The 23,711-nt window shown below is 71.5% G+C and carries 19 protein-coding genes; 7 read left to right on the top strand and 12 right to left on the bottom strand.

Annotated elements, in window-relative coordinates; translation table 11 throughout:
* Positions 1-11: 11 nt before the first annotated feature.
* Positions 12-1,823 (bottom strand): FAD-dependent monooxygenase, encoded by a 1,812-nt coding sequence (locus tag KIH74_RS14600; protein ID WP_214156458.1) that lies wholly within the window; start codon positions 1,821-1,823, stop codon positions 12-14.
* A gap of 118 nt (positions 1,824-1,941) precedes the next feature.
* Here KIH74_RS14600 and KIH74_RS14595 point away from each other — a divergent pair, with 118 nt between their 5' ends.
* The 3 genes from KIH74_RS14595 (at position 1,942) to KIH74_RS14585 (ending at position 4,036) form a co-directional block, all read left to right on the top strand.
* On the top strand, positions 1,942-2,604 hold the full coding sequence (locus tag KIH74_RS14595) for an IclR family transcriptional regulator (protein ID WP_372492065.1): 663 nt from the start codon (positions 1,942-1,944) through the stop codon (positions 2,602-2,604).
* A 184-nt stretch (positions 2,605-2,788) separates the two neighbouring features.
* A complete protein-coding gene (locus KIH74_RS14590) occupies positions 2,789-3,217 on the top strand; it encodes a DUF2243 domain-containing protein (RefSeq protein WP_281417917.1) in 429 nt (142 codons plus the stop codon).
* 6 nt (positions 3,218-3,223) lie between these two features.
* Positions 3,224-4,036, top strand: a complete 813-nt coding sequence (locus KIH74_RS14585; RefSeq protein WP_214156455.1) for a cytochrome c oxidase assembly protein — start codon at positions 3,224-3,226, stop codon at positions 4,034-4,036.
* 13 nt (positions 4,037-4,049) lie between these two features.
* On the opposite strand, the gene KIH74_RS14580 is transcribed toward KIH74_RS14585, so the two are convergent.
* Entirely contained in the window at positions 4,050-4,916 is an 867-nt protein-coding gene (locus tag KIH74_RS14580) for a S41 family peptidase (protein WP_214156454.1), read from the bottom strand.
* Between the two features lie 40 nt (positions 4,917-4,956).
* On the bottom strand, positions 4,957-5,409 hold the full coding sequence (locus KIH74_RS14575; protein WP_214156453.1) for a response regulator: 453 nt from the start codon (positions 5,407-5,409) through the stop codon (positions 4,957-4,959).
* A gap of 369 nt (positions 5,410-5,778) precedes the next feature.
* On the opposite strand from KIH74_RS14575, the gene KIH74_RS14570 reads away from it, so the two are divergent.
* From KIH74_RS14570 to KIH74_RS14560, 3 genes are all read left to right on the top strand, one after another.
* Positions 5,779-6,183 (top strand): response regulator, encoded by a 405-nt coding sequence (locus KIH74_RS14570; RefSeq protein ID WP_214156452.1) that lies wholly within the window; start codon positions 5,779-5,781, stop codon positions 6,181-6,183.
* A 42-nt stretch (positions 6,184-6,225) separates the two neighbouring features.
* Entirely contained in the window at positions 6,226-7,458 is a 1,233-nt protein-coding gene (locus KIH74_RS14565; RefSeq protein ID WP_214156451.1) for a low temperature requirement protein A, read from the top strand.
* 75 nt (positions 7,459-7,533) lie between these two features.
* Entirely contained in the window at positions 7,534-8,769 is a 1,236-nt protein-coding gene (locus KIH74_RS14560) for a cytochrome P450 (protein ID WP_214156450.1), read from the top strand.
* Here KIH74_RS14560 and KIH74_RS14555 read toward each other — a convergent pair whose 3' ends face one another.
* The 6 genes from KIH74_RS14555 to KIH74_RS14530 form a co-directional block, all read right to left on the bottom strand.
* Complete coding sequence (locus KIH74_RS14555) at positions 8,770-10,308, bottom strand: sulfatase family protein (RefSeq protein ID WP_214156449.1); 1,539 nt, start codon at positions 10,306-10,308, stop codon at positions 8,770-8,772.
* 169 nt (positions 10,309-10,477) lie between these two features.
* Positions 10,478-10,912, bottom strand: coding sequence for an SgcJ/EcaC family oxidoreductase (locus KIH74_RS14550; RefSeq protein WP_214156448.1), 435 nt, complete (start codon positions 10,910-10,912; stop codon positions 10,478-10,480).
* A 137-nt stretch (positions 10,913-11,049) separates the two neighbouring features.
* Entirely contained in the window at positions 11,050-11,973 is a 924-nt protein-coding gene (locus tag KIH74_RS14545) for an AraC-like ligand-binding domain-containing protein (protein ID WP_214156447.1), read from the bottom strand.
* A gap of 147 nt (positions 11,974-12,120) precedes the next feature.
* On the bottom strand, positions 12,121-12,420 hold the full coding sequence (locus KIH74_RS14540) for a hypothetical protein (RefSeq protein ID WP_214156446.1): 300 nt from the start codon (positions 12,418-12,420) through the stop codon (positions 12,121-12,123).
* Between the two features lie 127 nt (positions 12,421-12,547).
* Positions 12,548-13,588: an amidase domain-containing protein gene (locus tag KIH74_RS14535; protein WP_214156445.1), complete on the bottom strand. Its 1,041-nt coding sequence runs from the start codon at positions 13,586-13,588 to the stop codon at positions 12,548-12,550.
* Positions 13,589-14,007: 419 nt separating this feature from the next.
* A complete protein-coding gene (locus tag KIH74_RS14530; RefSeq protein ID WP_214156444.1) occupies positions 14,008-19,824 on the bottom strand; it encodes a TIR domain-containing protein in 5,817 nt (1,938 codons plus the stop codon).
* Positions 19,825-19,826: 2 nt separating this feature from the next.
* Here KIH74_RS14530 and KIH74_RS14525 point away from each other — a divergent pair, with 2 nt between their 5' ends.
* On the top strand, positions 19,827-21,080 hold the full coding sequence (locus KIH74_RS14525; protein ID WP_214156443.1) for an ArsB/NhaD family transporter: 1,254 nt from the start codon (positions 19,827-19,829) through the stop codon (positions 21,078-21,080).
* Here the strand turns inward: KIH74_RS14525 and KIH74_RS14520 are convergent.
* Genes KIH74_RS14520 through KIH74_RS14510 form a run of 3 tightly spaced genes read right to left on the bottom strand, consistent with a single transcriptional unit; the run spans position 21,064 to position 23,698 of the window.
* Positions 21,064-21,966, bottom strand: a complete 903-nt coding sequence (locus KIH74_RS14520) for an inositol monophosphatase family protein (RefSeq protein ID WP_214156442.1) — start codon at positions 21,964-21,966, stop codon at positions 21,064-21,066. The two genes, KIH74_RS14525 and KIH74_RS14520, sit on opposite strands and share 17 nt — an antisense overlap.
* The gene (locus KIH74_RS14515) at positions 21,963-22,628 is read right to left on the bottom strand and encodes a hypothetical protein (RefSeq protein WP_214156441.1); all 666 of its coding nucleotides are present in this window, start codon (positions 22,626-22,628) and stop codon (positions 21,963-21,965) included. The genes KIH74_RS14520 and KIH74_RS14515 overlap by 4 nt, the downstream gene beginning before the upstream one ends.
* Positions 22,625-23,698 carry a hypothetical protein gene (locus tag KIH74_RS14510; protein WP_214156440.1) on the bottom strand — a complete coding sequence of 358 codons (1,074 nt, stop codon included), beginning with the start codon at positions 23,696-23,698 and terminating at the stop codon, positions 22,625-22,627. Before KIH74_RS14510 ends, KIH74_RS14515 begins: the two co-directional genes overlap by 4 nt.
* Between the last annotated feature and the right edge of the window lie 13 nt (positions 23,699-23,711).

Raw genomic sequence — 23,711 nt, 5'->3', positions numbered from 1 at the left:
CTCCCTGTCGTTCAGGCCAGGACGCCGGCGAAGAAGGCGGCCAGCTCGGCGTGGGCGGTCAGCGGCAGCACGTTCGCCACGTACTGGTCCGGCCGGACCACCACGATCGCGCCCTCGCGGCTGATGCCGCGTTCGGTGAAGATGTCGTGCTGCTCGCCGGTGGCGTGCACCCTCTCCCAGTCGGTGAGCCGGAACGGGCCGCTGCGGGGCCGGAACACCGCGGGCGCCCGGTGAAAGGAGATCTCGCCGAAGTGCTGCTGGTAGATCACTTTCGCGTCGAACCAGGCCTCGTGCGCCCGCACCGGCGAGTCCGGGTCGTCCGTGAGCCAGGCGCCCAGCCGGTGGGCGGCCCCGCCGCCCGGCAGCGAGGCGTCCGCGAAAACGTAGACGCGCCAGCGCCCGTCCGCCCGGGCGTGGTGACCCAGGTGCACCGGCGTGGTGTCGCTGACCCGGTGCACGAGCGCGGACCTGAAGCGCCGGCCGATCGGGTAGCCGGTGGCCAGGTGCTGCCACACCGGTTCGGCCGTCAGTATCGAGGGCTCGTAGTGCGTCATGAAACCGGCCGGGAACTCGAAGGTCTTCACGTAGAAGTCCTCCAGACGGCCGGGCTCGGGCATCTGCCCGGCCGGGGTGGCCATCAGCGTGGACCACTCCCTGTCGAAGGCGATCAGGTTCCGCGCCACCACCTGCCGCTCCGCCGAGTAGGTCTCCAGCAGCTCCGGCCGGGCCCGGCCGTCCAGCACATGGGCGATCTTCCAGGCGATGTTCCACCCGTCCTGGATCGAGACATTCATGCCCTGACCGGCTTTCGCGCTGTGCGTGTGGCAGGCGTCGCCGGTGATGAACACCCTCGGTGCGCTCTCGGCGTCGTCGAACCGGTCGGTGAGCCGGTGCCCGACCTCGTACACGCTCCACCACGGCACGTTCCTCACCTCCACCCGGTACGGGTGCAGGATGCGGTTGGCCCGCGCCACGATCTGCTCCAGCGGGGTGGTGCGTACCGTGCCGGCGTCGTCCTCCGGCACCTCACCCAGGTCGACGTAGAACCGGGTGAGATAACCGCCCTCCCTCGGGATCAGCAGAATGTTGCCGCCGTCGTGGGACTGGATCGCGCACTTGGTGCGGAAGTCGGGAAAGTCGGTGTCGGCCAGCACATCCATCACACCCCAGGCGTGCATCGCGGCCTGGCCCACCAGCCTGCGGCCGATCGCCTCGCGCACCTGGCTGCGCGCACCGTCGCAGCCCAGCACGTACCTCGCCCGGACCGTCCGGGCGACGCCCTGGTCGCGCACCCGCACCAGCACACCGTCGGGCGTGACCTCCAGCCCGGTGAACTCGACGCCGTAGTCCGGCACGGCGCGGGTGGGGGAGTGCCGGGCGGACTCGGCGAAGTAGTCCAGCACCCGGGCCTGGTTCAGGATCAGGTGCGGGAACTCGCTGATCCCGGACGGGTCGTCGGGAACCAGCCCGGTGCGCACTATCTCGGCCGGGCGCTGCGGATCGGGCCGCCAGAAGGCCATGGAACAAATCCGGTAGGCCTCCTCGATCAGCCGGTCCGCGAAGCCGAAGGCCTGGAACGTCTCGACGCTGCGCGCCTGGAGGCCGTCGGCCTGGCCGATCTCCAGCCGCCCGGGCCGGCGTTCGATCAGGCGGGTGCTGATGCCGGGGAACTCGGCGAGCTGGGCGAAGGCCGTCATCCCGGCCGGTCCCGCGCCGACGATCAGCACGTCGACGGTGCCGGGCAGTGACGACGGCCGGTGCGTGGGCGCGGCCGGTCGCACGCGGGGATCCCCGGACACGTAACCGCTGTCGTGGAACTGCATCGTCGATCCCCTGCCGCCTTTGGCATGTGTTCTATAATCGAACGAGTCGACCGATTATTGAGTCGATGGGAACGACGGTATGTTTCTGCGAGGTCACCCGCAAGGGTTCGGAGGAGTTCTGGTGACAGACGGCAGGCCGGAAGCCCCTTTGCAGACGCTCTCGCGAGGCATCCAGGCACTGGAGGAGCTGGCCGCCGCGGACGGAGCGCTGTCCATCGGTGAGCTGGCCGCCCGGCTGGGGCTGCACCGCTCGATCACCTACCGGATCGTGCGCACGCTCGAGGGGCACGGCCTGGTCACCCGGGGCGCCGCGGGTGATCTGGTGCTCGGGGCCGGGCTGGCCGCGCTGGCCCGCAACGTGTCGCGTGACCTCCAGACGGCGGTGCTGCCCGAGCTCACCGCGATCGCCAATGAGTACGGCATGACGGCGTTCGTCACCGTTCTCGACGCCCAGCAGGTCGTCACCCTGGTCAGCGTGGAGCCCCGGGCCGCGGTCGCCGCCGTGGCCCAGCGCCCGGGCACCCGGCACGCCCTGGAACGCGGCGCGCCCGGCCGCGCCACCCGGCGGCTGGTGGAGAAGACAGCGGGAGAAAGGGTTTACGAGACCAGCCACGACGAGGTGACCACGGGTCTGTCCTCGGTCGCCGTTCCCCTCGACCTACCGGGACACCCGCCCGCCGCGATCGCCGTGGTCTACCTGACCGGTGGCACCGTGGACGTCGACGGTATCGGTACGCGCCTGGCGGAGGCGGCCGAGGGGATCCGCAAGGAGTTCCGCTAGGCCGGATCAGTGGTCCGCGCAACGTATCGGTGGCTGCCGTCCGCCCGCCGGAGGGCCTTCTGGCCGGGCGCTCCCCCCGCACGAAGGCTACGGTGCCGAGGTGACCGAGCGGAACGAACCCCTCACCGGGCATCCCCCGGCGGGCGAGCGCCGATCCGCCGGCCGCCGGGAACTGCTGTCCGGCATGCTGTTCGGCTGCGGCGTCGCGGCCTGCATGATCGACCTGTTCGTGTTCCACCTGGGCCTGCACTGGCACCACTTCTACGACCGCTCCACCCCCGGGGTGGCCCTGACCGCCGACGGCTTCTTCCACGCGTTCGGCTGGTTCATCACCGTGTGGGCCCTGTTCCTGCTGGCCGACCTGCGCCGGTGGGCGACCGTGCGGTGGCCCCGCTGGTGTGCGGCCGTGATCACCGGCACGGGCCTGTTCCAGCTCTTCGACGGGGTGGTCGACCACAAGTTGCTGCGGATCCACCAGATCCGTTACGGCGTGGACCTGCTGCCCTACGACGTCACGTGGATCACCGCCTCGCTCGTGCTGCTCGGTCTGGGGGCGCTGGGGCTGCGCCGCTACCCCCACGCTCAGCCTCGTTCTCAGCCGCGCCGGGACTGATCCGGAGTGCATCACGACGACCCGGCGTCCCTGGCCGCCGCCGGTGCCGGCTGGTTCGAGATCGCCGTCGGGGCCGGGCTGATCGTCGCGGCCGTGGCCTACGCCGAGTGCCTGTGGTTCTCCCGGCACCGCGCTCGCCCGCCGGTCCGCCGGATCCTGTTCTGGTACGCCGGCCTGACCTGCTGCGCGGTGGCCACGATCGGGCCGGTGGCCGCCTCCGGGCGAGACGGTTTCACCGGGCACATGGTGGTTCACCTGCTGCTGGGCATGATCGCGCCGCTCCTGCTGGTGCGGGCCGCCCCGATGACCCTGCTGTTACGGGCCCTGCCGGTGGTCGCGGCCCGCCAGGTCGCCCGGCTGTTGCGCACGCGAGCGCTGCGGGCGATCACGCATCCGCTGACCGCGACGCTGCTCAACCTCGGCGGGCTGTGGATTCTCTACTTCACCGGCGTCTTTCAGGCCATGCACGGCTTCGCGCCGGTGCACGCCGCCGTCCATCTCCACCTGCTGGCCGTCGGGTACCTGTTCACCGCCTCCCTGGTGGGCGTCGACCCGGACCCGCACCGGGCGTCCGTCGTGATCCGCTCAGGAGCCCTGATCGCCTTCATGGCGGGGCATTCGGCGCTGGCCAAGCAGCTGTACGTCACCCCGCCGGCCGGGGTGGGGATCGTGGACGGGCGATCCGGGGCCCAGCTGATGTACTACGCCGGTGACGCGGTGGACGTGGCCCTGATCGTGCTCCTGCTCGCCGGCTGGTACTCGGCTGCCGGCCGCCGGGCGGCCGGCCCCGGGGCGCCGCAGGCCCTTCGGGCTCGATGAACGGGTGGGCGGGCTACCCCCGGGCCGCCCGCACCGCGACGTCCAGCGCCTCGTCCTCGGGAACGTCCAGATCGGGTTGCACCCCGACGCCCTCCCAGTTGGTGCCGGTCACCGGGTTGACGCTGCGGGCGATCGGCACGGTGATCTCCAGCTGCGGCGTCAGCGGGAAGGATTCGCAAGGGTGCGCGCCGCCCCTGGTGCGGCGGCCGATCAGCGTGGCCCGCCCCAGACACTGGAGGTTGTAGGCGAACTCCTCACCGGCGGAGAAGGTCTCGGCGCCGATCAGGACGTGGACCGGGCGGTCGAGGTAGCGCTGCACCGGCAGGTGGGCCAGGGTCCAGTACTGCCGGGTGACGTCGTCCTCGCGCTGGTACACGCTGTTCAGGTGCGTGCTGTCGTCGGGGAACAGGAAGCTGTTCCAGAAGGCGACGCCGTCGGGGGCGCCGCCGTGGTTGCGGCGCAGGTCGATGATCAGGGCGTCGGTGTGCGAGACCAGTTCCATGGCGGCGGCCATGGCCCGGCCGCCGCTGCCGGCGTCGGCCACGAGCCGCAGGTCGAGGTAGCCGATGTTGCCCTCCAGCAGCTCGACCCGGGAGATGCCGAAATTGCTGACACGCAACGTCTCCCGCCACGCGGCCCCGGGATCGGCCGGGTGCGTGCCGGGCCGGCGCACCCGCACCCGCACCCGCAGATGGTGATCGGCACAGACCTCGAACAGGGCCGCGGTGAGCTGCTCCGCCAGTTGCGTGTCGGTCAGGCCGTCGTAGGCGCCCGCGGCGTGCCGGCCGGTGATCAGCGAGGCGGCCCGCTCGGCCTTCTCCGGAAAGATGTACCGGGCCCGGAGAAGGGCCAGGGCCTCACTGATCACCGGTGTCGACATCGGGACAAACTAGTACGGCCCGCAGACGCCCAGGAAGGACTCAGGCGCAGCGCTGCTCCGGCGGCAGCAGGCTGCTGACGTCGAGGTAGAACCGGCCGATCTGGTCCACCACCGACTCCAGCGCGTCCAGGTCGAGCGGCTTGGTGACGTACGCGCTGGCGTGACGCTGATAGCTCGCCAGCACGTCGGTCTCGGCGTCCGAGGTGGTGAACACGACGACCGGCACGGCCCGCAGCCGCTCGTCGGCCTTCAGCGCCGCCAGCGTCTCGCGTCCGTCCAGCCGGGGCATGTTCAGGTCGAGCAGGATCAGGTCGGGGCGGTTCATCCGGCCCTGCCCGTCGGGCCCGGCACCGCGCAGGAAGTCGATGGCCTCCTGACCGTCACCGGCTACGTGCAGCTTCGGCGGATGCAGGCTGCGTTCCAGGGCCTCGGTGACCATCAGGACATCACCCGGGTCGTCTTCCACCAGAAGAACAACAGGGACCCGCTCCATACCACCACGACCTCTGATCAGGACCGCGCGTCCGCGCGCGCCCCACGCCTCTCCAACGGTTGGTGACCGCGCTTGTCTACACGATCAGCCCCAGATGATCACATGTTCCCGCCCTGCACAGAAATCCGCGCCAGCGTGTCGTGTCCGCGACATGCCCGTGGCCCGCGCCGGGGCGTTCCACACCACCGTCAGTGCCCTCTTTACTCCTGATCCCGTCACCGGCCGACCGGTGGATCCTGCCCGGCCTCCGCGCGCGGGCATGATCGGTGACCGCCGCGGTGGCAGGATCGGCGACCCGGCATCCGCAGGGGGTGCCATCGAGAGAGACGTCAAGAAACAGGCGCCGCCCGGATCAGGAAGGACTGATCAATGAGCACCGTGCTGCTGGTGGAGGACGACCCCGACAACCAGTTGCTGCTGCGCACCTGGCTGGAGGGCATGGGCCACCAGGTCCGCGTCTACGGCAGCGCGGTCGAGGCGCTGGACGACCTGCCCGCGCACCCGCGTCCGGACCTGGCCGTGCTCGACGTCGTCCTGCCGCAGCTGACCGGCATCGAGTTCATCGAGAAACTGCGTCAGCAGCCACTTTTCGTTGACATGCCGGTCGTCTTCCTGACCGCCGCCGAGCTGCCCCCCGACCCGGAGCAGGACTGGGCGCCCTACGCGCAGTACCTGACCAAGCCGCTGAGCCGGGCCACCCTCGCCGCGGCCATCAACAACGCCTTCACCGCCGCGCAGCGCTCGCCCGGTGACACCGGTCCCCAGCGGCTGTGATCTGCACGCGAGGAATGCCCGTCGGCCCCTTAGCCTGTGCCCGTGAGTGATCTTGACACCGCGGGCGAACCCGAGGGCGCCCGGCTGGAACGGCACGCCAGCTGGGCCGAGCTGTTCTTCGACCTGGTAGCCGTGGCCGGTGTCGGCACCCTGGCGCACGTGCTGGAGACCGAGCTCGACGCCGCCGCGCTGGGCCTGTACGCCGTGCTGTTCCTGGCGTTCTGGCTGACCTGGACCACGTTCATGCTCTACGGCAACGTGGCGGCCGGGCAGACCCGGGTGATCCGGCTGCTGGCCGGCATGTTCGGGCTCGGGGTGATGGCGGCCTCGGTGCCGCGCGTGGCCCACGAGGTACTCGGCGCCGGGCACGGAGAGGGGCACAGCACCCTGCCGCTCACCGCGTTCACCATCGCCTACGTCGTCACCCGCGTCTACGGTGGCCATTCCTGGAGCCGCGGCGAGATCCTCCTCGACTTCCCCGTGGTGCAGTACTCCCTCGGCCTGCTGCCGTGGATCGTGTCGATCTGGGCGGACGACGACTGGAAGGTCGCGCTCTGGGCCCTGGGCGTCGTCCTCGACCTGCTGGTGATCCTCGTGCTCTCCGGTCCGCAGATGCTCGCCGGGGTGCGGGCCCGGGTCAGCGAGAGATGGAGGACGACGAAAGACCGGGACGTCCGGATGCCGGTGATCCGCGGCGTCTCGGTCGATCCCGAGCACCTGGCCGAGCGGCTGGGCCTGTTCGTGATCATCGTGCTCGGCGAGTCGGTCATCCAGATCGTCAACGCCGCCGCCGACGCCCACTACGGAAGCGGCCTGCTGATCACCGGTCTCGCGGCCTTCCTGCTGCTGGCCTCGATCTTCGCGCTGTCGGTGGTCTACGGCCACGCCGGGCTGCCGCACCTGCGCGCCGGCCACATCCCCACGCGCGCCGCGATCGGCCTGCACTGCCTGGTCACCGGCGTGATCGCGACCGTGGCCGTCTCCCTCGCCGCGGTGATCGAGCACGGCTCCGAGCCCCTCGACGACCCGGTCCGCTGGCTGCTGTGCGGCGCGGTCGCCACCTACTTCGCGCTCGGCGTGGTCACCGGCCTGCTCAGCGAGGGGCCCGGGCTGCGGCCGACGCTGGTCTGGGTGGTCACGGGCATCGTGGTGCCGCTGCTGCTGGGGGCTTTCGGCGGCGATCGGGGTGGCCGCAACGTGGTGATCTGCCTGGTGCTGGTGATGCTGGCGCACCTGGTGTTCGAGCACCGTCGCTCGCCCCGGCCGGCCGGCTGACCAGATCCCGGAACCAGGACGCACCCGGTTCGTCGTCCTCTGGTTGAAGTCTGACCGAACACCTAGGGTGGACGGATGGGCCGGGTCCGCGAGCGCGTCTCCACGCTGTACCTGACCGGGGCGATCCGCTACGCCGCCGCCCGCGGCGACCTGCTGGCCCGGCTGCTGGTCAACCGGCCCGGGCACGATCCCTACCCGCTCTACGAGCAGGTGCGCGAGCGCGGTGTGGTCAACCGCAGCGCGCTCGCCCCGGTCTACGTCAGCGCCTCCCACGCCTTCGTCAGCCAGGCCCTGCGCGATCCGGGCCTGGAGGTGTTCGACCAGGCCGCCCTGCCCGCCGGCCCGGTGCGGCCGGTCGAGGACTCGTTCCTCATGCGCAACCGCCCCGACCATGCCCGGCTGCGCCGCCTGGTCACCCCCTGGTTCACCGCGAAAGCCCTTCAGCACCGCCGCGACGCGCTGGAGGCCATCGCTCACCGGCGCCTCGACGAACTGGGCGAGGGGCCCTTCGACGTGGTGCAGGACTACGCGGTGCCGGTGGCGGTGCGGGTGATCTGCGAGCTCACCGGCCTGCCGGTGGGGGAGTGGCGGCGGCTGGCCGCGCTCGGCGGCATCCTGGCCGTGTCCACCAGCAACCGGCTGCCCACCCGCCGCCAGCACCGCGAACTGCTGCTGCTGTGGCGCGATCTCAACGACTACCTCGACGACACGATCGCGGCCGGGTCCGCGCCGGAGGGCTCGCTGGTGTCGGCGCTGTCCGACCGCTACGGCGGTCCCGGCGAGCTCACCCGGCACGACCTGCTGGCCACCCTGGGCGTGCTGCTGATCGCCGGTTTCGAGACGTCCGTGGGGCTGATGGGCGGCATGACCTCCCGGTTCCTCGGCGATCCGGAACTGCGCCGGGGCGCGCTCGCCGACCGTGAGGTGCTGGTGCCGGCGATGGAGGAGAGCCTGCGGCTGGAACCGCCGGTGCAGTTCACCGCGCGCCGGGTGCCGCGTGACACCGAGGTGGCCGGGGTGGCGCTGCCGGCCCACAGCGAGGTGATGCTGCTGCTGGCCGGGGCCAACCGTGATCCGGAGGTGTTCGAGGCGCCGGGCGAGTTCCGGCCCGAGCGCGCGAACAGCCGCTCGCACCTGGCCTTCTCGGGTGGTGAGCACTACTGCGTGGGAGCCGGGCTGGCCCGGCTGGAGACCGAGGTGGCGCTGCGGGCGCTGTTCGAGCGCCGGCCCGGTCTGCGCCGGGCCGGGCGGCCGCGGTGGCAGCGGGCGCAGAACATCCGGGCCCTGCGCACGCTGCCGGTGCGGGTCTGACTACAGCTGCTGGGCTTTCGCGCACTGCACGTGACCGGTGCAGGTGGCCACCTCGTGCAGCTTGGCGCTGAGCCCGGCCAGCCGCTTCTTGCTCAGGGTGCCGGCGATGTTGTGCAGCTCGTCGGGGTCGGTGCGCAGGTCGTAGTACTCGGTCTCGCCGTGCAGGTACTCGATGTACAGAAAGTCTCTGGAGCGCAACGCGTCGTAGCCCGGTGGATTGGCGCTGCGGAAGCCCTCGTAGTCCGGGTCGCCGCCGACGATCAGGTCGGGCCCGCGGTGCTCGATCAGCACCAGGTCGCGGTCCGTCACCGGGGAGGACTTCTTCGTCGTGCTCCACAGCGCGGCCAGGCTCTGCCCGTCCGAGATCTCCGGGGTCGGCTGCCCGGCGATCTCGCCGAACGTGGCGCGCAGGTCGATGTTCGAGGTCAGCGCGTTGACCGTGCGGTGCTTCGCGACGTCCGGGCCGACCACCACCAGCGGCACGTGCACGTCGGTGTCGTAGGCCGTCATCTTGCCCGACAGCAGCGCGTACTCGCCCATGTGGTAACCGTTGTCGGAGCTGAACACCAGGTAGGTGTTGTCTTCGATGCCGCTGGCCCGGATCTGCTCCCACAGCCCGCGCACCAGGTCGTCCACGGCCTGCACGCCCTGCACCCGCTTGCGGAAGTCCCGGTCCATGCGCTTGATCTCGGCCCGGGTGAGCTGATGCTTCGCCATCCAGGCCGGGGCGGGGCTCGGCATCGTGTCGTAGGCGGCGGTGCGCGGGGCCTTGAGGTTCTTGAACAGGCCCTGGTGCCGCGGCGCCACCGGGTACGGCTTGTGCGGGGTGAAGGTGGCCACCTCCAGCATGAACGGCTCGTTCGCGGCGGCCTTGCGGGCCACGAAATCCCGCCCCCGGGCGCCGATCACGTCGGTCATGTAATCTTCCGGGTCGCTGCCGTACTTCACCGTGGTGCCGTTCTGGTTCAGCGTGTAGTCGTACTGCTTGTACGCCATCCCGGCCAGCGCCCACTCGTCCCAGCCCGCCGGGGTCTGCCCGTCGGGCTCGTACTGGTTGAGCAGCTTGCCCATCATCGCCGTCTTGTAGCCGGCGGCCTGGAGATCGGTGCCGAAGGTGTCGCTGTCCAGGCCCTTCTTCATGAACGTCTTGAAGCCGCCCTGCGGGCCGGAGTTGCGGTAGATCCCGGTGCTGTGCGGGTAGCGGCCGGTGAAGATGGACGCGCGCGAGGGGCAGCACAGCGAGTCGGTGGTGAAGTTCTGCGCGAACGCCGTGCCCTCGTCCTGCATGCGCTGCACGGTGGGCAGGTAGGGCAGCAGGTTCATCGACAGGTCGTCGGTGAGCACGAACACGATGTTCGGGCGGGAGGTGTCCTGCGTGGCCTCGGTGGCCGAGCCGGTGGCCGTGGCGGTGGCGGTGGTGGCCGTGTCGCTGAGCTCACCGGCCTGCGCGGAGCCGCTGCACGCGGCCACGGTGAGAGCCAGGAGCATGGTCAGGGCCGTGGCCAGCAGCGTTCTGGCCGGTGCCGTGCGGGCGGACACCACAGTCGTTCTCCTCGTGTGAGCTCTGGTTCGCCCACCTGAAAAGCCGGACGGATCAACGAGACCCACGACCGGCCGGACGAAACGCCTGATAATAGTCGACCGTGAGGGCGCTGTTCGCCAACTGTTCACCCGCTGTGGGCGATGTCTCCCGCAGGGGCGGCCTTCCTCAGGAGGTCCCGAGGGCGTCGAGCCGGGCGATGGTCTCGTAGCTCAGCACCCGGGCCCCCATCACGGAGACGATCTGCCACCGGCCGTCCCTCTCGGCCAGCACCAGCAGGTGCATGACCCGGCGGCCGGCCGGCGACTGCTCCTCGCCCGCCATCAACGGCGTCGCCTGGGCATGCACCACTCCCACGCCCGGGCCGACCAGGTCGGCGGACACCACTTCGGCCCGCACCATGCGTGAGCCCTTCAGCACCGTGTCGAACAGCGCCTGCTGGGCCGGGACGAAGGCGTCGGTGCCCTTCACCACCGAGCCGTCCACCTCCACCAGCTGCACGTCGGGGGCGAAGTCGGCGGCGAACACGGCGGCGTCACCGGTGCTCCACGCCTCGTACATGCGCCGCACCACGTCTGCGATCACCGCGGGTGCCTGGTCCATGGCTGTTCTCCTTCTGCCGGTCCGCGGCGCGCCGGTGCGGCGCCGCGCCGACCATGGTGTGCGGCCGGCCCACGTCGCGGCCATGACCATCCGCGCAGTCCCGCTTGGATGTCAGCGCGCGCCAGGACGTCCGCGCGTCAGCGTGGAAGGCCGCTGCTCCTGCGGTGATCGAGCGGTGACAAGCCGTAGGTCGACTTGAACAGGCGACTGAAGTGCGCCGGGTCGCCGAACCCCCAGCGCCGGGCCAGCGCCGCGATGCTCACGTGCCGGTGGACGTCGTCCTCAAGATCTCTCCGGCACCCTTCCAGACGGCGGTGCCGGATCAGGGCCGCGACCGTGAACGGCTCCTTCGAGAACAGCTGGTGCAGGCGCCGCAGCGAGATGTGGTGGACCCCGGCGACCAGGAGTGGTGTCAGCGCCGGGTCGGACAGCCGCGCGTCGATGAACAGGCGGATGCGCTCACGCATTACCTCGTCCGGCGACCGGCGGGGGCTCGGCAGCTGGGTGGACAGCAGACCGGTGACCAGCTGGGCCAGCGCCATCCCGGACCGGGCGGCCTCCTCCGGCCCGAACCCGCTGCTCGAGCGCACGGCGGTGACGGCGAGCGCGGACAGCAGCGCCCCCGACCCCTGGCCTCCCGGAATCCGTTTCCCCGCCATCGCGGCCAGTTCTCGCGCGTCGAGGCCCAGCATGCTCCGCGGCACCATAACGGTCAGGTACCGCGCGGCGGTGGTGACCACGTGGAGCGGCTGCCCGGGGTCGACCAGCACCAGGTCGCCGGCGCCGGCCTCGACCCGGCGTCCCCGCTGCCGCATCCGGGTGCTGCCGTGGGTGTGCAGGTAGAGCTGGCAGAACTGGCCGTCGGACTCCCGCAGCATGGAGTCGTCGCGGAAGCACTCACCGGCGGGAACCACGAACTCGGCCAGGCGCACCGCACCGAGCTGCCCGGTGACGACCCCGGCCCGGAACCCGTCGCCGGCGACCGCCCGGCTGCGCATCGGCGGCAGATCGACCGAGGCCAGCGTGGCCACCCAGCTGTCGAGGTCGTCGGTCGGTCGCACGGATTCCAGGGTAGTCGTCTGCCGTGCGGCGGCCCTGAGTGCCTGGTCCGGCACCGCACGGTGCCTGGACACCCCGGCCGCTCGCGCGTACGTGGTCTCCGGACCGGGGACCGGGTCTGCCCGGCTCCTGATCGAGAGGGCCGGGACTCAGGCTGCCCGTCGCCGGCGGATCCCGGCGATCGTGAGACCTGCGGCCGGGACATCGACGAGAATCAGCGCGCCTCCCGCCAGCATCCGGGACCGGTCGATGCAGGATCTGGTCGACTCCCGGTCCACCGCGTTGCTCGCCTGCTCGACCGCCGCGGCCGAGCAGCCTGGCCCGAAAGCATCAGTGGCAGGCCAGAATCCGCACTCAGCTCCGGTGCTGGCCCGCAGTGGCACGAGAGGTGCCACCAGGAGAAGCCCGAGACCGGCCAGGGTGGCCGCCGTCGCCAGGCCGACTGTCACGGACTGCGTCCTCGACCGCGCGCCCCGGCCGAATGCCTGAGTCACCAGCACTGCGACGAGAAGGGCACCGATTACTACCAGGGCCAAGAGGATCGACCCCATCAGACCACCGTTCACGGTCGTCCCCTCACTTGTGCTTGAGCCCGTACCACACGATCTTGGTCTTGCCCTGCTGCTGGGCCAGCCGGATCGAGGTGGTCAGGGTGACGTTGTTGCGGTTGCTGGATTTCTGGGAGATCCGCGGCACTCCGGTCGTGGTCCGCCCGCTCACCACCATGACGTGGTCGATGGCTCCGTCGGCCTTGTTGCCGGGGTCCCAGTCCGCGAACAGCAGGTCGCCGGTCGTGGCATTCCAGATGTTGCTGAGGTATCCGTAGGTTCCGGTGTTGTTGGCGAACGTGTACAGGTCCCGGGCCCGTGACCAGGTGCGGGTCGCGTGAGCTACCCCGGCCAGGTTATAGGTCCACTTCGTCGAGTTCTTGACCTGGAGGGAACTGCCGCCGGTCAGGTACCAGCCGGCGTTGTCCAGGACCTGTGAGGCGAAGTTGGCGCAGTTGTTGTTGTAGAAGGGGTATTTCGAGTTGAAGTACTTCTTGGCGTCGCCGTCGTGCGGGGAACCGGTCCAGGTCAGCGCGTACGACCGGAACTTGGCCGGGCTGATGCGCGTCTGCGTCGGGTACCCCTTGGTCGCCGCAGCGACCGCCGCCTGGCTCAGCTGACCGGAAGCGTCGGTCTGGCTGCCGGAGCTGGCCCGGGCGGTCTTCGTGGACGCCGGCTGGGTGACCTCGCCGGCGGCTTCGTCGGAACCGTCGTCGACCTCCTCGACCGCCTGCACGACGTCCTTGGTCACGGTGAGGCCGTTTCCGGAGTCGGTCAGCGTGATCTCGTGCGCGTCCGACCACGACTGTGTCCCAGCGCTCCCGGAGCCGTCGTCGGCCACCTCGACCTCGGTCGACATCTCCACGGTCGCGACCACACTGCCGGACTCGGTGGTCCGCGTCTTCACCAGGTCGGTGTCGACCGTCACTCCGGTGACATCGTCACCGTCCGCCGCGATCGCTTCGGCGATCGGGTTTCCCAGCGCGGTAGCGACTTTCAGGTCCGGTGCCTCGGCGGCCACCCGGAAGGAAACGGGCGTCGCCCCGGAGGTCCCCGGCTTCTCCAGCACGTTCTCCAGCTTGCCCGAATAGGCTTCCAGTCCGGCGAGTACCTCGGCCCGTTCTGGCGTCGCCGCAGTGTCTACGCCCCCGCTGTGCTCGACGCGCTCGCCACCTGGACATTCGCCAGACCCAGAGCCGCGCAGGCTATTCCAGTCGCAATGAATCTCCGTCTAGTTCCGTTCAGCATATGAGGGACCGTAGCGGTTGCGACGTGGCGGCATGCCCGGACTGACTGTTCCTGCGAGCTAGATCACGTCAAGTGTCCGTCAGGGTTACTTAGGTGAAACTCATTGTGAGGGAAAAGTTCTGGCCAACCGGGCAAATGCATCAGTGCAGGGCTGCACCCTGACTGGATGATCGGCATCCCGGTTCGAAGCGGTGCCAGGCGTTTCGGCTTCCCCGTCAGTGGTGACGGGCTGGGCGCTTCTCAGAACGGGGCCTCCACCGGCAGCCGCCGCACCAGCTGGGTCAGGTAGTCGTCGAGCTCGCCCGGCTCGAAGCGGCACATCCCGACCGAGTACCAGAAGTCTTGCACCATGCCGCCTTCCATCTTGTAGCGGCCGTCGGGGGCCAGCGTGGCCCAGCCGTCCGGGGTGCCCAGCAGCGTCATCCGCAGCGCCGACTCCGGCGGGGCGGACGGGTCCCACAGCCGCACCGTTCCGTCGTCACCACCGCTGGCCAGCAACGAGCCGTCGTGGTTGAAACCGACGGTGTAGACCCGGCCGACGTGCCCCCGCAACCACCCCCGGTGCGTGCCGCTCCGGGCGTCCCACAGCGAGATCGTGGCGTCGTCGCCGGCCGCCGCCACCAGGTCGGCCCCCGGATGGAAGGCCGCGCTCCACAGCCGGCCCACGTGCCCGCTCAGGCGGTGCAGGCAGACGTCGCTGCGGGTGTCCCAGATCCGCACCGTGCTGTCCCAGCTGGCGCTGGCGAGCAGGCTGCCGTCGGCGTTGTGGGCCACCGCGTACACCCGGTCCTCGTGGCCCTCCAGCGTGTCCAGCAGCCGGCCGGACTCGACGCCCCAGCGTCGCAGCCGCTGGTCGTCGCAGCCGGTGACCAGCGTCTGGCCGTCGGGGGCGAAGCCGATGGAGCGCACCCGGCCGCGGTGCCCGGTCAGGGTGTGGCCCTGCGCGCCGGTGCGGTGGAACCACAGGCCGACCGTGTCGTCGTCGTTGGCGGTGGCCAGGATCCGGCCGTCCGGGCTGAACGCCTCGGCCCAGATGTTGTCGGTCTCGGCGTCGAGCTCGCGCGCCTGCACTTCATCACCGTCACCGGTGCCGATCAGGTGCACGCCGCCGTCGTTGCTGGCCGCCGCGAGCAGGTCGCCGGCCGGGCTGAACACGCACGACACCAGGGTGTCGCCGCTGCCCGACCGGCTGCCCGTGAGCTGCCCGGTGGACGGGTTCCACAACCGCACCACACCGTCGTTGCCGCAGGCCGCCAGCCGGGAGCCGTCGGCGCTGAAACTGATCGAGGTGATCCGCCGGCCGTGCCCGTGCAGTACGTGCCGGCACTGCCCGTCGGCCACGTCCCACAGGCGCAGCGTGCCGTCGTTGCCGGCCGTCGCGAACTGCGTGCCGTCGCCGCGGAAGGCCCCCGGCCAGACCGCGGCCCGGTGCCCCCGCAGCTCGTGCTGCGGCGTGACCGGCGGATCGGCAGCCGGCTGCACCGCCCACATCCGCACCGAGCCGCTGCTGTCGAGGCTGGCCAGGTTCAGCCCGTCCGGTGAGAACTGCACCTGGTACACCGAACTCGTGTGCGCCTGCACCACCCCGGCGGTCTGCCCGGTGGACAGCCGCCACAGCCGCACCGTGCCTCCGGTGTCGGCCGTGGCCAGCAGCTCGCCGCCGGGATGGAAGTCCATCGTGTACACCGACCGGGTGTGCCCGGTCAGCTGCCGCAGCAGGGTGCCCGTGGCGGTCTCCCAGATCCGGATGACGCCCAGCTCGTCGGCGGTGGCCAGAAACTCGCCGGTGGCGTCGAACTGGACCCGGAACACCGAACCGCCGTGCCCGATCAGGACCTGCGCCAGCCGCCCGTCACCGGTCTGCCACAACCGCACCGTGCCGTCCGAGGCGCCGCAGGCCAGCAGCCGGTCGTCGGGGGTGAACGCGGCCGTCCACACCGGCGGCGTCATCCCGCCCAGCACGTGCCGGACCGTTCCGTCGGCGGCGTTGAGCACCTGCACCGCACCGCTGCTGTCGGACGTGGCCAGCAGGTGCCCCTCGTGCCCGGCGACCACCGGCCACACCCAGTCCGCGTGGTCGCCGCGCGACCAGCGCTGTGCCCCGGTGGCGCTGTCCCACATCCGCAGCTCGCCGTCGCCGCCCGCCGTCACCAGCCCGTTACGGCCGATGGCCAGCACCAGGTACACCCGCGCCCGGTGCCCGTGCAGCGTGCGGATCGGCAGCCCGGACACCGTGTCGCAGATCAGCACGCTGCCGTTGTCGCAGCCCACCGCCAGGGTGCTGTCGTCACCGGTGTAGGCGAGCGGCTGCGGCAGCCGGCCGAACCGGATGTGGAAGCCGTACGGCACGCCGATCCCGGCCGGCGCCAGCTCGGCCTGCACCGTGGCACCCGGCGCCAGCGCCGCCCCACGCAGCTCCGGCGCCCCGGTCAGCCCGGGGTCGAGGGTGGCCGCGATCAGGCTGACCCGTGACCAGCGGCTGCCGGTGACGGTGACCTCGCGCAGGTCGGTGCGGATCATCCGGGCCCGGCGCAGGTCGGTGGCGGTCAGGTCGGCGCCGGTCAGCACCGCCTCGTCGAGCCGCGCGCCGACCAGCCGGGCGTTCCTCAGCCGTGCCCCGGACAGGTTCGCCCCGACCAGCCGGGCGTCGGTCAGGTCGGCGCCGGTCAGGTCCACCCCGGCCAGGTCGCGGTAGGACAGGTCCTCGCCCGGCAGCGACGCGCCCCGCAGGTCGGTGTGTGCCGGGATGCGCAGCCGGGTGCTGAGCCGGGCCGCGTTGGCGCGCGCCACGTCGTCGGCGTCCGGGTCGGGCAGCGTGCGCTCCACCCACTCCTCGCAGGCCCGCACGTCGGCCAGGTCACAGACGAAGTCGATGGTCAGCTGCGAGAGCGGGCGCTGCGACAGCAGACTCGACTCGTGCCGGCCCAGCCGGGTGGCGATCTCGTTGGCCACCAGCCACTCCACCACCGAGCCGTGGATGAACCCGAACAGCCCGTCGTCGGTGCGCACCAGTAACGTGCCGGTGCCCAGTGCGTGCGTGGCCTCGGCCGTCGACATCGCCCCCTCGGCCATGCCCGCCACCAGGTCGGCCACCTCGGTGATGTCGGTGATCCGCAGCACCGACTCGTTGGCCTCCCACAGCCGCAGTGCCAGCCGGGTGACCGCCCGCCACAGGTCGTCCAGACCCAGCCCGGCCGGGGCGCCGGGCACGTTGCGGGTGCGCCGCTCCTCACCGGCCAGCCAGGACGACAGGATCTCCCGGTACAGGCCCGCCGCCGACAGCGCCCGGCCCACCCGCGCCACCGCGAGCAGCCGCTCCTCGGCCAGGTCGGCGATGAAGCTCAGCATGCGCGGGTTGTGCGCCAGGTCGATCAGGTTCTGCACCCCGCTGATCAGCCGCAGCCGGGCGTCCGCCGCCTCCTGGTCACCGTGGTAGTGGTTGACCAGGTAGTCCCGGATCTGCGCCGGGGTGAACTCCTCGATGCTCAGCAGACGCCGCTGCGACAGCAGCCCGACCCGGTCGCCCAGCGCGGTCAGCACCTGCGAGCGCGACTGGAAGTGCTGGGTGCGGCTGCTGAGCACGATCTTCGCGTCGCCGGTGGCGGCCCGCAGCAGGGTGTCCAGGTGGTCGGCCGCGCGCTCGTAGGTGGTGCGGGTGACCAGCTCGTCGAAACCGTCGAACAGCAGCACGATCCGGCCGCGCCGGAGCATGTAGTCGAAGGCCCGCAGGTCGATGTTCTGCTCGCCGTGGTCGGCCAGGTGCGAGGCCACCAGACCCTCGATCGAGTGCGCCTTGTCGAGGGCCCGCAGCTCGATCAGGATCGGGATCAGGTGCGGCAGCTCCATCGGGATGCGCTGCGCCACCTCCCGCACCGCGAACGTCTTGCCCCGGCCGAAGTCGCCCAGCAGCAGCACGAACCGGCCGTCGTCGTCTCCCAGCTCACGCAGCAGCGTGCCGACCAGGTTGTCGTGCACCGGCTGGTTGGGCCGGTCCAGCTCGCGAAAGCGCTGCGGCACGTACAGTTCCGGTGGGTACTGGCGGTCGCCGGCCAGCCGGGCGGTCTGCCCCTCCACGTAGGCCCGCAGGTCGAGCAGGCCCTGGAACTCGGTGAAACTGCGCAGCCGCACCCGGGCCCGCAGCGCGCGCTCGCGGATCTCCGGCAGCGGTGGCGGGCCGGAGAACACCAGCTCCAGGCCGAGATCCGGGTCGGCGCCGCGGGCCACACCGAGGAACGCCTCGACGTCGGCGTCGGTCGGCTCTCCCAGCAGCGCCCCCACACCGGACTGCCGGGCGAAGCCGTCCTGCGGGCGGGTGACGATCAGGTAGGGCGGGTCGGTGGCGACCCGGCGGATGCGCACGCCCTCGTACCGGGCCCGGCAGACCTCCTCGATCTGGCCGAGGAACTGGGCCAGCGGATCGATCGCGGTGCGCACCTCGTCGTCGGTGCCGTCGTCGTCGGGCACCGGCAGCAGCTCCGGGCCGGGGTCGAAGGTGGCGCCGGCGGCGTGCCAGCCGCGCAGCAGCCGCACCGGCTCGGGCACCTCGTCGCCCTCCGGGGCGCTCCACCGGGTGAGGCCCTCGGCGGTGACCGAGATCAGTTCTATCCGGCCCGGTTCCGGCACCGAGACCCCGGTCAGCTCGGCACCCAGCTGGTGCGGGCCGTCGGGTCCCGGGGCCGGGCCGTGCACCAGCAGGTTCAGCCGGGGCGCGATCAGCCGGGTGAACGAGGCGCCGTCGCGCAGCGCTCCCGGCCACGGGCCGGGCACGTCGCTCATCACCCCGATCCGCAGCCAGCCCTGCTGCTCGTGCTGGTGCAGGTGCTCGGCGAACCAGCTGGCCTGCGGCGCCCCGATCGAGCCGTGGTCGTCGCCGGGGCGGTGGGTGACGGCCATGGTGGTGTTGATGCCGGCCACGACCACCTGGAGATCCGGTACCGGGAACAGCGTCCAGGGCTGGCCGGAGTCGAACACCACGTCGTCGATACCGGCATAGAGCTCGTGGAACACCCGGCTGAAGTGCCGCCACTTCGGCCAGTACGGCGGCACCGGGGTGAGGTCGTCGGCCTCGCACTCGTTGAAATAGGCGCGGCAGGCGGCCCGGCTGACGTCTTTTCGCCCGGGGACGACGACGAGGCGGTCGCGGTCCAGCCCCAGACTCAGGCGCAGCTGGGTGAGGAACGCCAGCGCGGCCTCGAACTCCTTGCGCCCGCCGGACCCGGTCAGGTCGCCGGTGACCACCACCAGGTCGGGCCGCGGCGCCCCGGAGTGCACGAGCTGGGTGACGTCGGCGAGCACCTGGGCGTGCCGGTCCGAGCCCTGCCGCGAACCGGTGTCTTCGCGCAGGCCGGCGCCGAACTCGGTGCCGGCCACGTGCAGCACGGTGACGCTGCCGCGGGGTTGCGTTGTGCGGGCGGCCACCGGGTAGGGCGCCGGCCCGGGAGCGCGACGCCGGGCCGCACCCCCGGCATCCGGCGCCGGCTCACCCCTGGCACCCGGCGCCGCACCGCCCCGGGCCGGCCGGATGCGCTGGGACGGCGGCAGCGCGGAAGTGCCCGCGCCGGAGGGCAGTCCGGGTGCAGCGGGGAACGCCGACCCACCCGGCTCGGCCACCGGTTTGGCCCGCCCGTCCAGCGCCTCCTGCATGCGCTGGAGCAGCAGCTCGGCGGCGTGCGCCGGGTCTTCGATGGCGACCAGGTCGACGAACGTGATGGTGGACAGCAGGCCGTGCAGCTCACACTCCTCGACCCGCACCGTGACCAGCTTGGCCCCCGGCTCGGACGCGGCCTGCCAGGCGGCCTGCCATTCCACCCGGCCGTAGCGGGACTGGAGGTAGCTGGGCGACAGCACCGCCAGCACCAGGCGGGACTCACTGATGCCCCGGTCGATGAACTCGATGAAGTTGGTGCCCGGCACGAAGTCCCAGACCTGGAGCATGGTGCGGTAACCGGCCGACTCGAGGGTGTCGGCGATCCAGATGGCCCAGCGTTCATCGGCCCGCGAATAGCTGACGAAGATGTCGATCGCCGGGCCGCCCGAAGAATTTGCCCCCCATTGCACCCATGCATTATCGCGCACCTGGCGATCTGCGGGGCGGGTTCCGGCGTGCGATCCTTTCGGCCGTGCCCCTCCGCCTGCCACGTCTTCATGTCCTGGACCGGATCGCGATCGCGCTGCTCGTGCTCGGTCTGCTCTGCGTCGCCACCGGTCTGCTGCCCGGCGACGACGCCTGGGCCGTGGTCCGCCGGATCACCCCCAGCCTGCTGTTCCTCGCCTCGGTCGTGATCCTGGCCGAGCTCACCGCCGAGGCCGAGGTTTTCGACGTGATCGCGGCCCGGATCGCGATCGCCGCCCGGGGCAGTTACTTCGTGCTGTTCCTGCTCTGCGTGGGTTTCGCGACGCTGACCACGGCCGCCCTCAACCTGGACACCACGGCCGTACTGCTCACCCCGGTCATGCTGGCCCTGGCCGGCAAGGTGGGCATCGCGCCGATCCCGCTGGCGATGACGACCGTCTGGCTCGCCAACACCGCCAGCCTGCTGCTGCCGGTCTCGAACCTGACCAACCTGCTGGCCCTGGACCGGATCGGCCTGGAACCGATCGGTTTCGCCGCCCGGATGTGGCCCGCCCAGCTGGTGTCGGTCGCCGTCACCATGGTGTTCCTGTGGGTGTTCTACTGGCGGCGCTCGCGGCGCGGCGCCGACTCGTACGAGCCGCCGCAGCCGCACCAGGTGCCCGACCGGGTGCTGTTCCGGATCGCCGGGGCGGCCTGCGTGGCGTTCGTGGTGGCCATCCTCGCCGTGAACGTGGAGCTGTGGATCGCCTCGGCGGTGGCCGCGGCCGTGGTGCTGATCGCCTTCGCCGTGCGCAACCCGGCCCCGCTGCGCCCGGGCCTGTTCCCCTGGCGGCTGCTGGTTTTCGTCACCGGGCTGTTCCTGGTGATCGAGACGATCAGCCGGCACGGCCTGTCCGAGGTGATGCTGAGCCTGATGGGTACCGGCAACGACCTGGCCGGCCTGTTCCGGGCGGCGTTCGCCGGGGCCGGCCTGGCCAACGTCGTCAACAATCTGCCCGCCTACGTGGCGGGCGAGGCCGTGGTGCCCGACGGCAACGCCGACCAGTTGCTGGCCCTGCTGGTCGGCACGAACGTCGGTCCGGTGATCACGCCGTGGGCGTCGCTGGCCACCCTGCTGTGGTACGAGCGCTGCGCCGCCCGCGGCGTGCGGGTGCCGGTGGGGCGGTTCGCCGCCACCGGCGCCGGTCTGGCGGTGGCCGCGCTGCTCGCGACCGTCGCCGTGCTCAGTGTGACCGGCTGAGCCCGGCCACCAGCGGCAGCTTCCCGATCTGCGGGGCGAGGGCGTCGGCGGTGGCGACCAGGTCGAGCAGGGCCTGGAGGTTGTGCGGGTGCGCGGCCACGAAGCTGCGCCGCTCGGTCTCGGCCACCGTCTCGACGAACGGCCCGCCGTCCAGCGTGACCGTGTGGATGCCGGCCTCGGCCGCGATGATGCTGCCCGCGGGCAGGTCGACGGCCTCGGCGTGGTAGCCGATGAAACCGTCGATGTGCCCGCGCGCCAGCATGATCCAGCACATCAGCGGCGCCCACAGCTGAAGGGTGCGCAGCGAGTTGCGTTCCATCACCAGCTTCAGCGAGCGGGCCCGGGAGTCGTCGCGGTGCACCCCGTGCCCCTGCGTCCAGCCCAGCACCGGCCCGTGCGGCATCGGCCGGGGCAGCGGGCCCAGCCGACCCTGCGGGCCGAACGCGCCGTGCCCCTTCACCGCCGACCAGGTCTGGTTCAGGATCGGGTCGTGGACCACGCCGACCACGGTGGTCTCACCGGCGCACAGCGCCAGCCCGACCACGAACGCGGACAGCCCGATGGCCACGTTGTTGGTGCCGTCGAGCGGGTCGACCAGCCAGGTCCAGCCGCCGTCGGCGCCGATCGCCTCGTGCACCCCGGACTCCTCGGCCACGATCCGGTGCCCGGGGAAGACGCTGCGGATGCGCTCGACGATCAGCGCCTCCGCGGCCAGGTCGAGATCGGTGACCACGTCACCGGAATCGCCCTTGGGCCGGCTGCGCACCCCGGCCGAGTAGCGGCGCAGCAGCAGGGCTCCCGCCTCCTGGGCCGCCCGCACCGCCACGTCCCGCGCGTGCGCCGGGTCCACCGCCGGGCCGGTCGCCGGATCCACCGCCGGGCTCATCGCCGCACCCCGGCCACGCCCAGCCCGTCCAGCGCGATCCGCGCCAGCGCGGCGGTCTCCCGACTGCTGCACCGTTCCCGCGGCAGCAGATGACCGTGCAGGTCACGGTCGCCCACGGTGAGATCCTGATTGCCGGTCGTGCGCCCGAGTACCACGGTGGCGGCCTCCCCGTCGTCGGCGACACTGGAGTGGAACTGCCCGGCGCCCAGCCGGTAACTGCTGCCGGGCCCGGTCGGTCGTGAGCGGCTGACCCGGCAGCGCACCAGGCGCGGCGTGGGCCGCACCTCGTCCACCCCGTCGCGGCTGAGCACCTCGTACACCCGCTGGGCACCGTCCGGATCGTCGTCCACGTCGATCAGTGTGTGCGTCACCCGGCCGTAAAGCACGTAACTGACCAGTTCCCAGCTGTGGCAGTGCACCGGGGAGGTGACGACGGTGCCCGGCGGCGGCAGCCGGGAGGTCCACACGTGCACGCACACCCCGAGGTCGCCGTCGCGTACCACGGGCAGGCAGAAGAAACCCAGCGGGTGACGCACCGCCCGCAGCGGTTGCCGGCCCGACTCCACGGCCAGCAGCGCGTGGTGCGAGGCGGCCGGCACCACGGTGGGCCCGGCGCCCCGGCTGATCGCCTCGTCGAGCGAGGCGTACGTCATCGTGGTCATGATGCGAACGGATCCTCCGCGTGCAGGGCGCGCCGGATGATGTCGCCGACGTCGTCGTCGAGAAAGCTGGTGCTGAGCGGCATGTCGAGCCGGGCGAAGAACCGGACCACCTCGTCGGGGGTGGGCTCGTCGCGCAGTCGCGGGTGCCGGGCCTGCTCCAGCGGAACCGGCCGGGCCTGCTCGAAACTCTTGCGCAGGTCGGTCTCGATGTAGGAGTAGAGCAGCTTGTCGCGCTGGACCAGCAGGGCCTGCCCGAACGGCCGCTCGTTGGTGATGACCAGGGTGCTCGACGAGAGGTCGGACCGTAGCGTCGGCATCACCTGTGACAGTCCGACCTTGATGTCGAGGAACGACGAGCGCTGGAGGTACCAGGCCGCGGCCAGGATGGTGGCGTAGGCCTCGCGCTGCGTGCGCTCGGGATCCCAGGGATCGCGGTCGTTGGGCGACGACCCGCGGAACTGCGCGTAGGTGCTGCACAGCTCCAGGTTGGTGGGGTCGATGATCTCCAGCCGGACCTCGAGACTGCGCCGCTCGCGCCGGGACTGGTCGACGCAGTCGGGCAGGGTGACGGCCCGGATGTAGGTGCCGGTGCCGCCGCGGAAGTGCCAGCGCTCGGTGTGGTGGCGGGCGTCGCGCAGGGCCCGGGTGATCTCGTCACCGCTGAGCACCCGCACCATGGTGGCGTCGTCGACGCCGCGCGAAATGCCTTCCACCCCGAGGGATATGCCGTCGACCTGCTGATGGACGCCGGTCAGGTCGCGGGCCACGCCGTCCACCTTTTTCTGGACGCTCTGCACCTGCCCCGTCAGTTTTCCGACGGTCTGGTCGAGCAGCGCCCGGGTGGCCAGCTCGGAGTCCTCCTTGCGGGAGCGGTCGCGCAGCTGGGCGACCGCGAGCACCCCCAGCACCAGCAGTATGGCGTTGTCGACCTGCCCCTCGCCGGGCAGCCCGAACACGTCGAGCACGGCGACCACGACGGCGACAGCGAAAGCGATGGCGCCGTCGAGGTTTTTCTGGAGCCAGCTGATCAGGCGCACCATGGCCGGAAGACCCCCATCTGTCCGGATCACAGCATATCCGGGG

Origin of the sequence: Kineosporia corallincola (genome assembly GCF_018499875.1) — a bacterium.
Taxonomy (GTDB): Bacteria; Actinomycetota; Actinomycetes; order Actinomycetales; family Kineosporiaceae; genus Kineosporia; species Kineosporia corallincola.
This window is presented reverse-complemented; position numbering and strand designations above follow the sequence as displayed.

Bases quoted from the DNA above. Each gene is read 5' to 3' on its own strand.
- KIH74_RS14600 (WP_214156458.1), bottom strand. From the start codon at position 1,823: ATGCAGTTCCACGACAGCGGTTACGTGTCCGGGGATCCCCGCGTGCGA.
- KIH74_RS14590 (WP_281417917.1), top strand. From the start codon at position 2,789: ATGCTGTTCGGCTGCGGCGTCGCGGCCTGCATGATCGACCTGTTCGTG.
- KIH74_RS14580 (WP_214156454.1), bottom strand. From the start codon at position 4,916: ATGTCGACACCGGTGATCAGTGAGGCCCTGGCCCTTCTCCGGGCCCGG.
- KIH74_RS14575 (WP_214156453.1), bottom strand. From the start codon at position 5,409: ATGGAGCGGGTCCCTGTTGTTCTTCTGGTGGAAGACGACCCGGGTGAT.
- KIH74_RS14570 (WP_214156452.1), top strand. From the start codon at position 5,779: ATGAGCACCGTGCTGCTGGTGGAGGACGACCCCGACAACCAGTTGCTG.
- KIH74_RS14560 (WP_214156450.1), top strand. From the start codon at position 7,534: ATGGGCCGGGTCCGCGAGCGCGTCTCCACGCTGTACCTGACCGGGGCG.
- KIH74_RS14550 (WP_214156448.1), bottom strand. From the start codon at position 10,912: ATGGACCAGGCACCCGCGGTGATCGCAGACGTGGTGCGGCGCATGTAC.
- KIH74_RS14525 (WP_214156443.1), top strand. From the start codon at position 19,827: ATGCATTATCGCGCACCTGGCGATCTGCGGGGCGGGTTCCGGCGTGCG.
- KIH74_RS14520 (WP_214156442.1), bottom strand. From the start codon at position 21,966: ATGAGCCCGGCGGTGGATCCGGCGACCGGCCCGGCGGTGGACCCGGCG.
- KIH74_RS14515 (WP_214156441.1), bottom strand. From the start codon at position 22,628: ATGACCACGATGACGTACGCCTCGCTCGACGAGGCGATCAGCCGGGGC.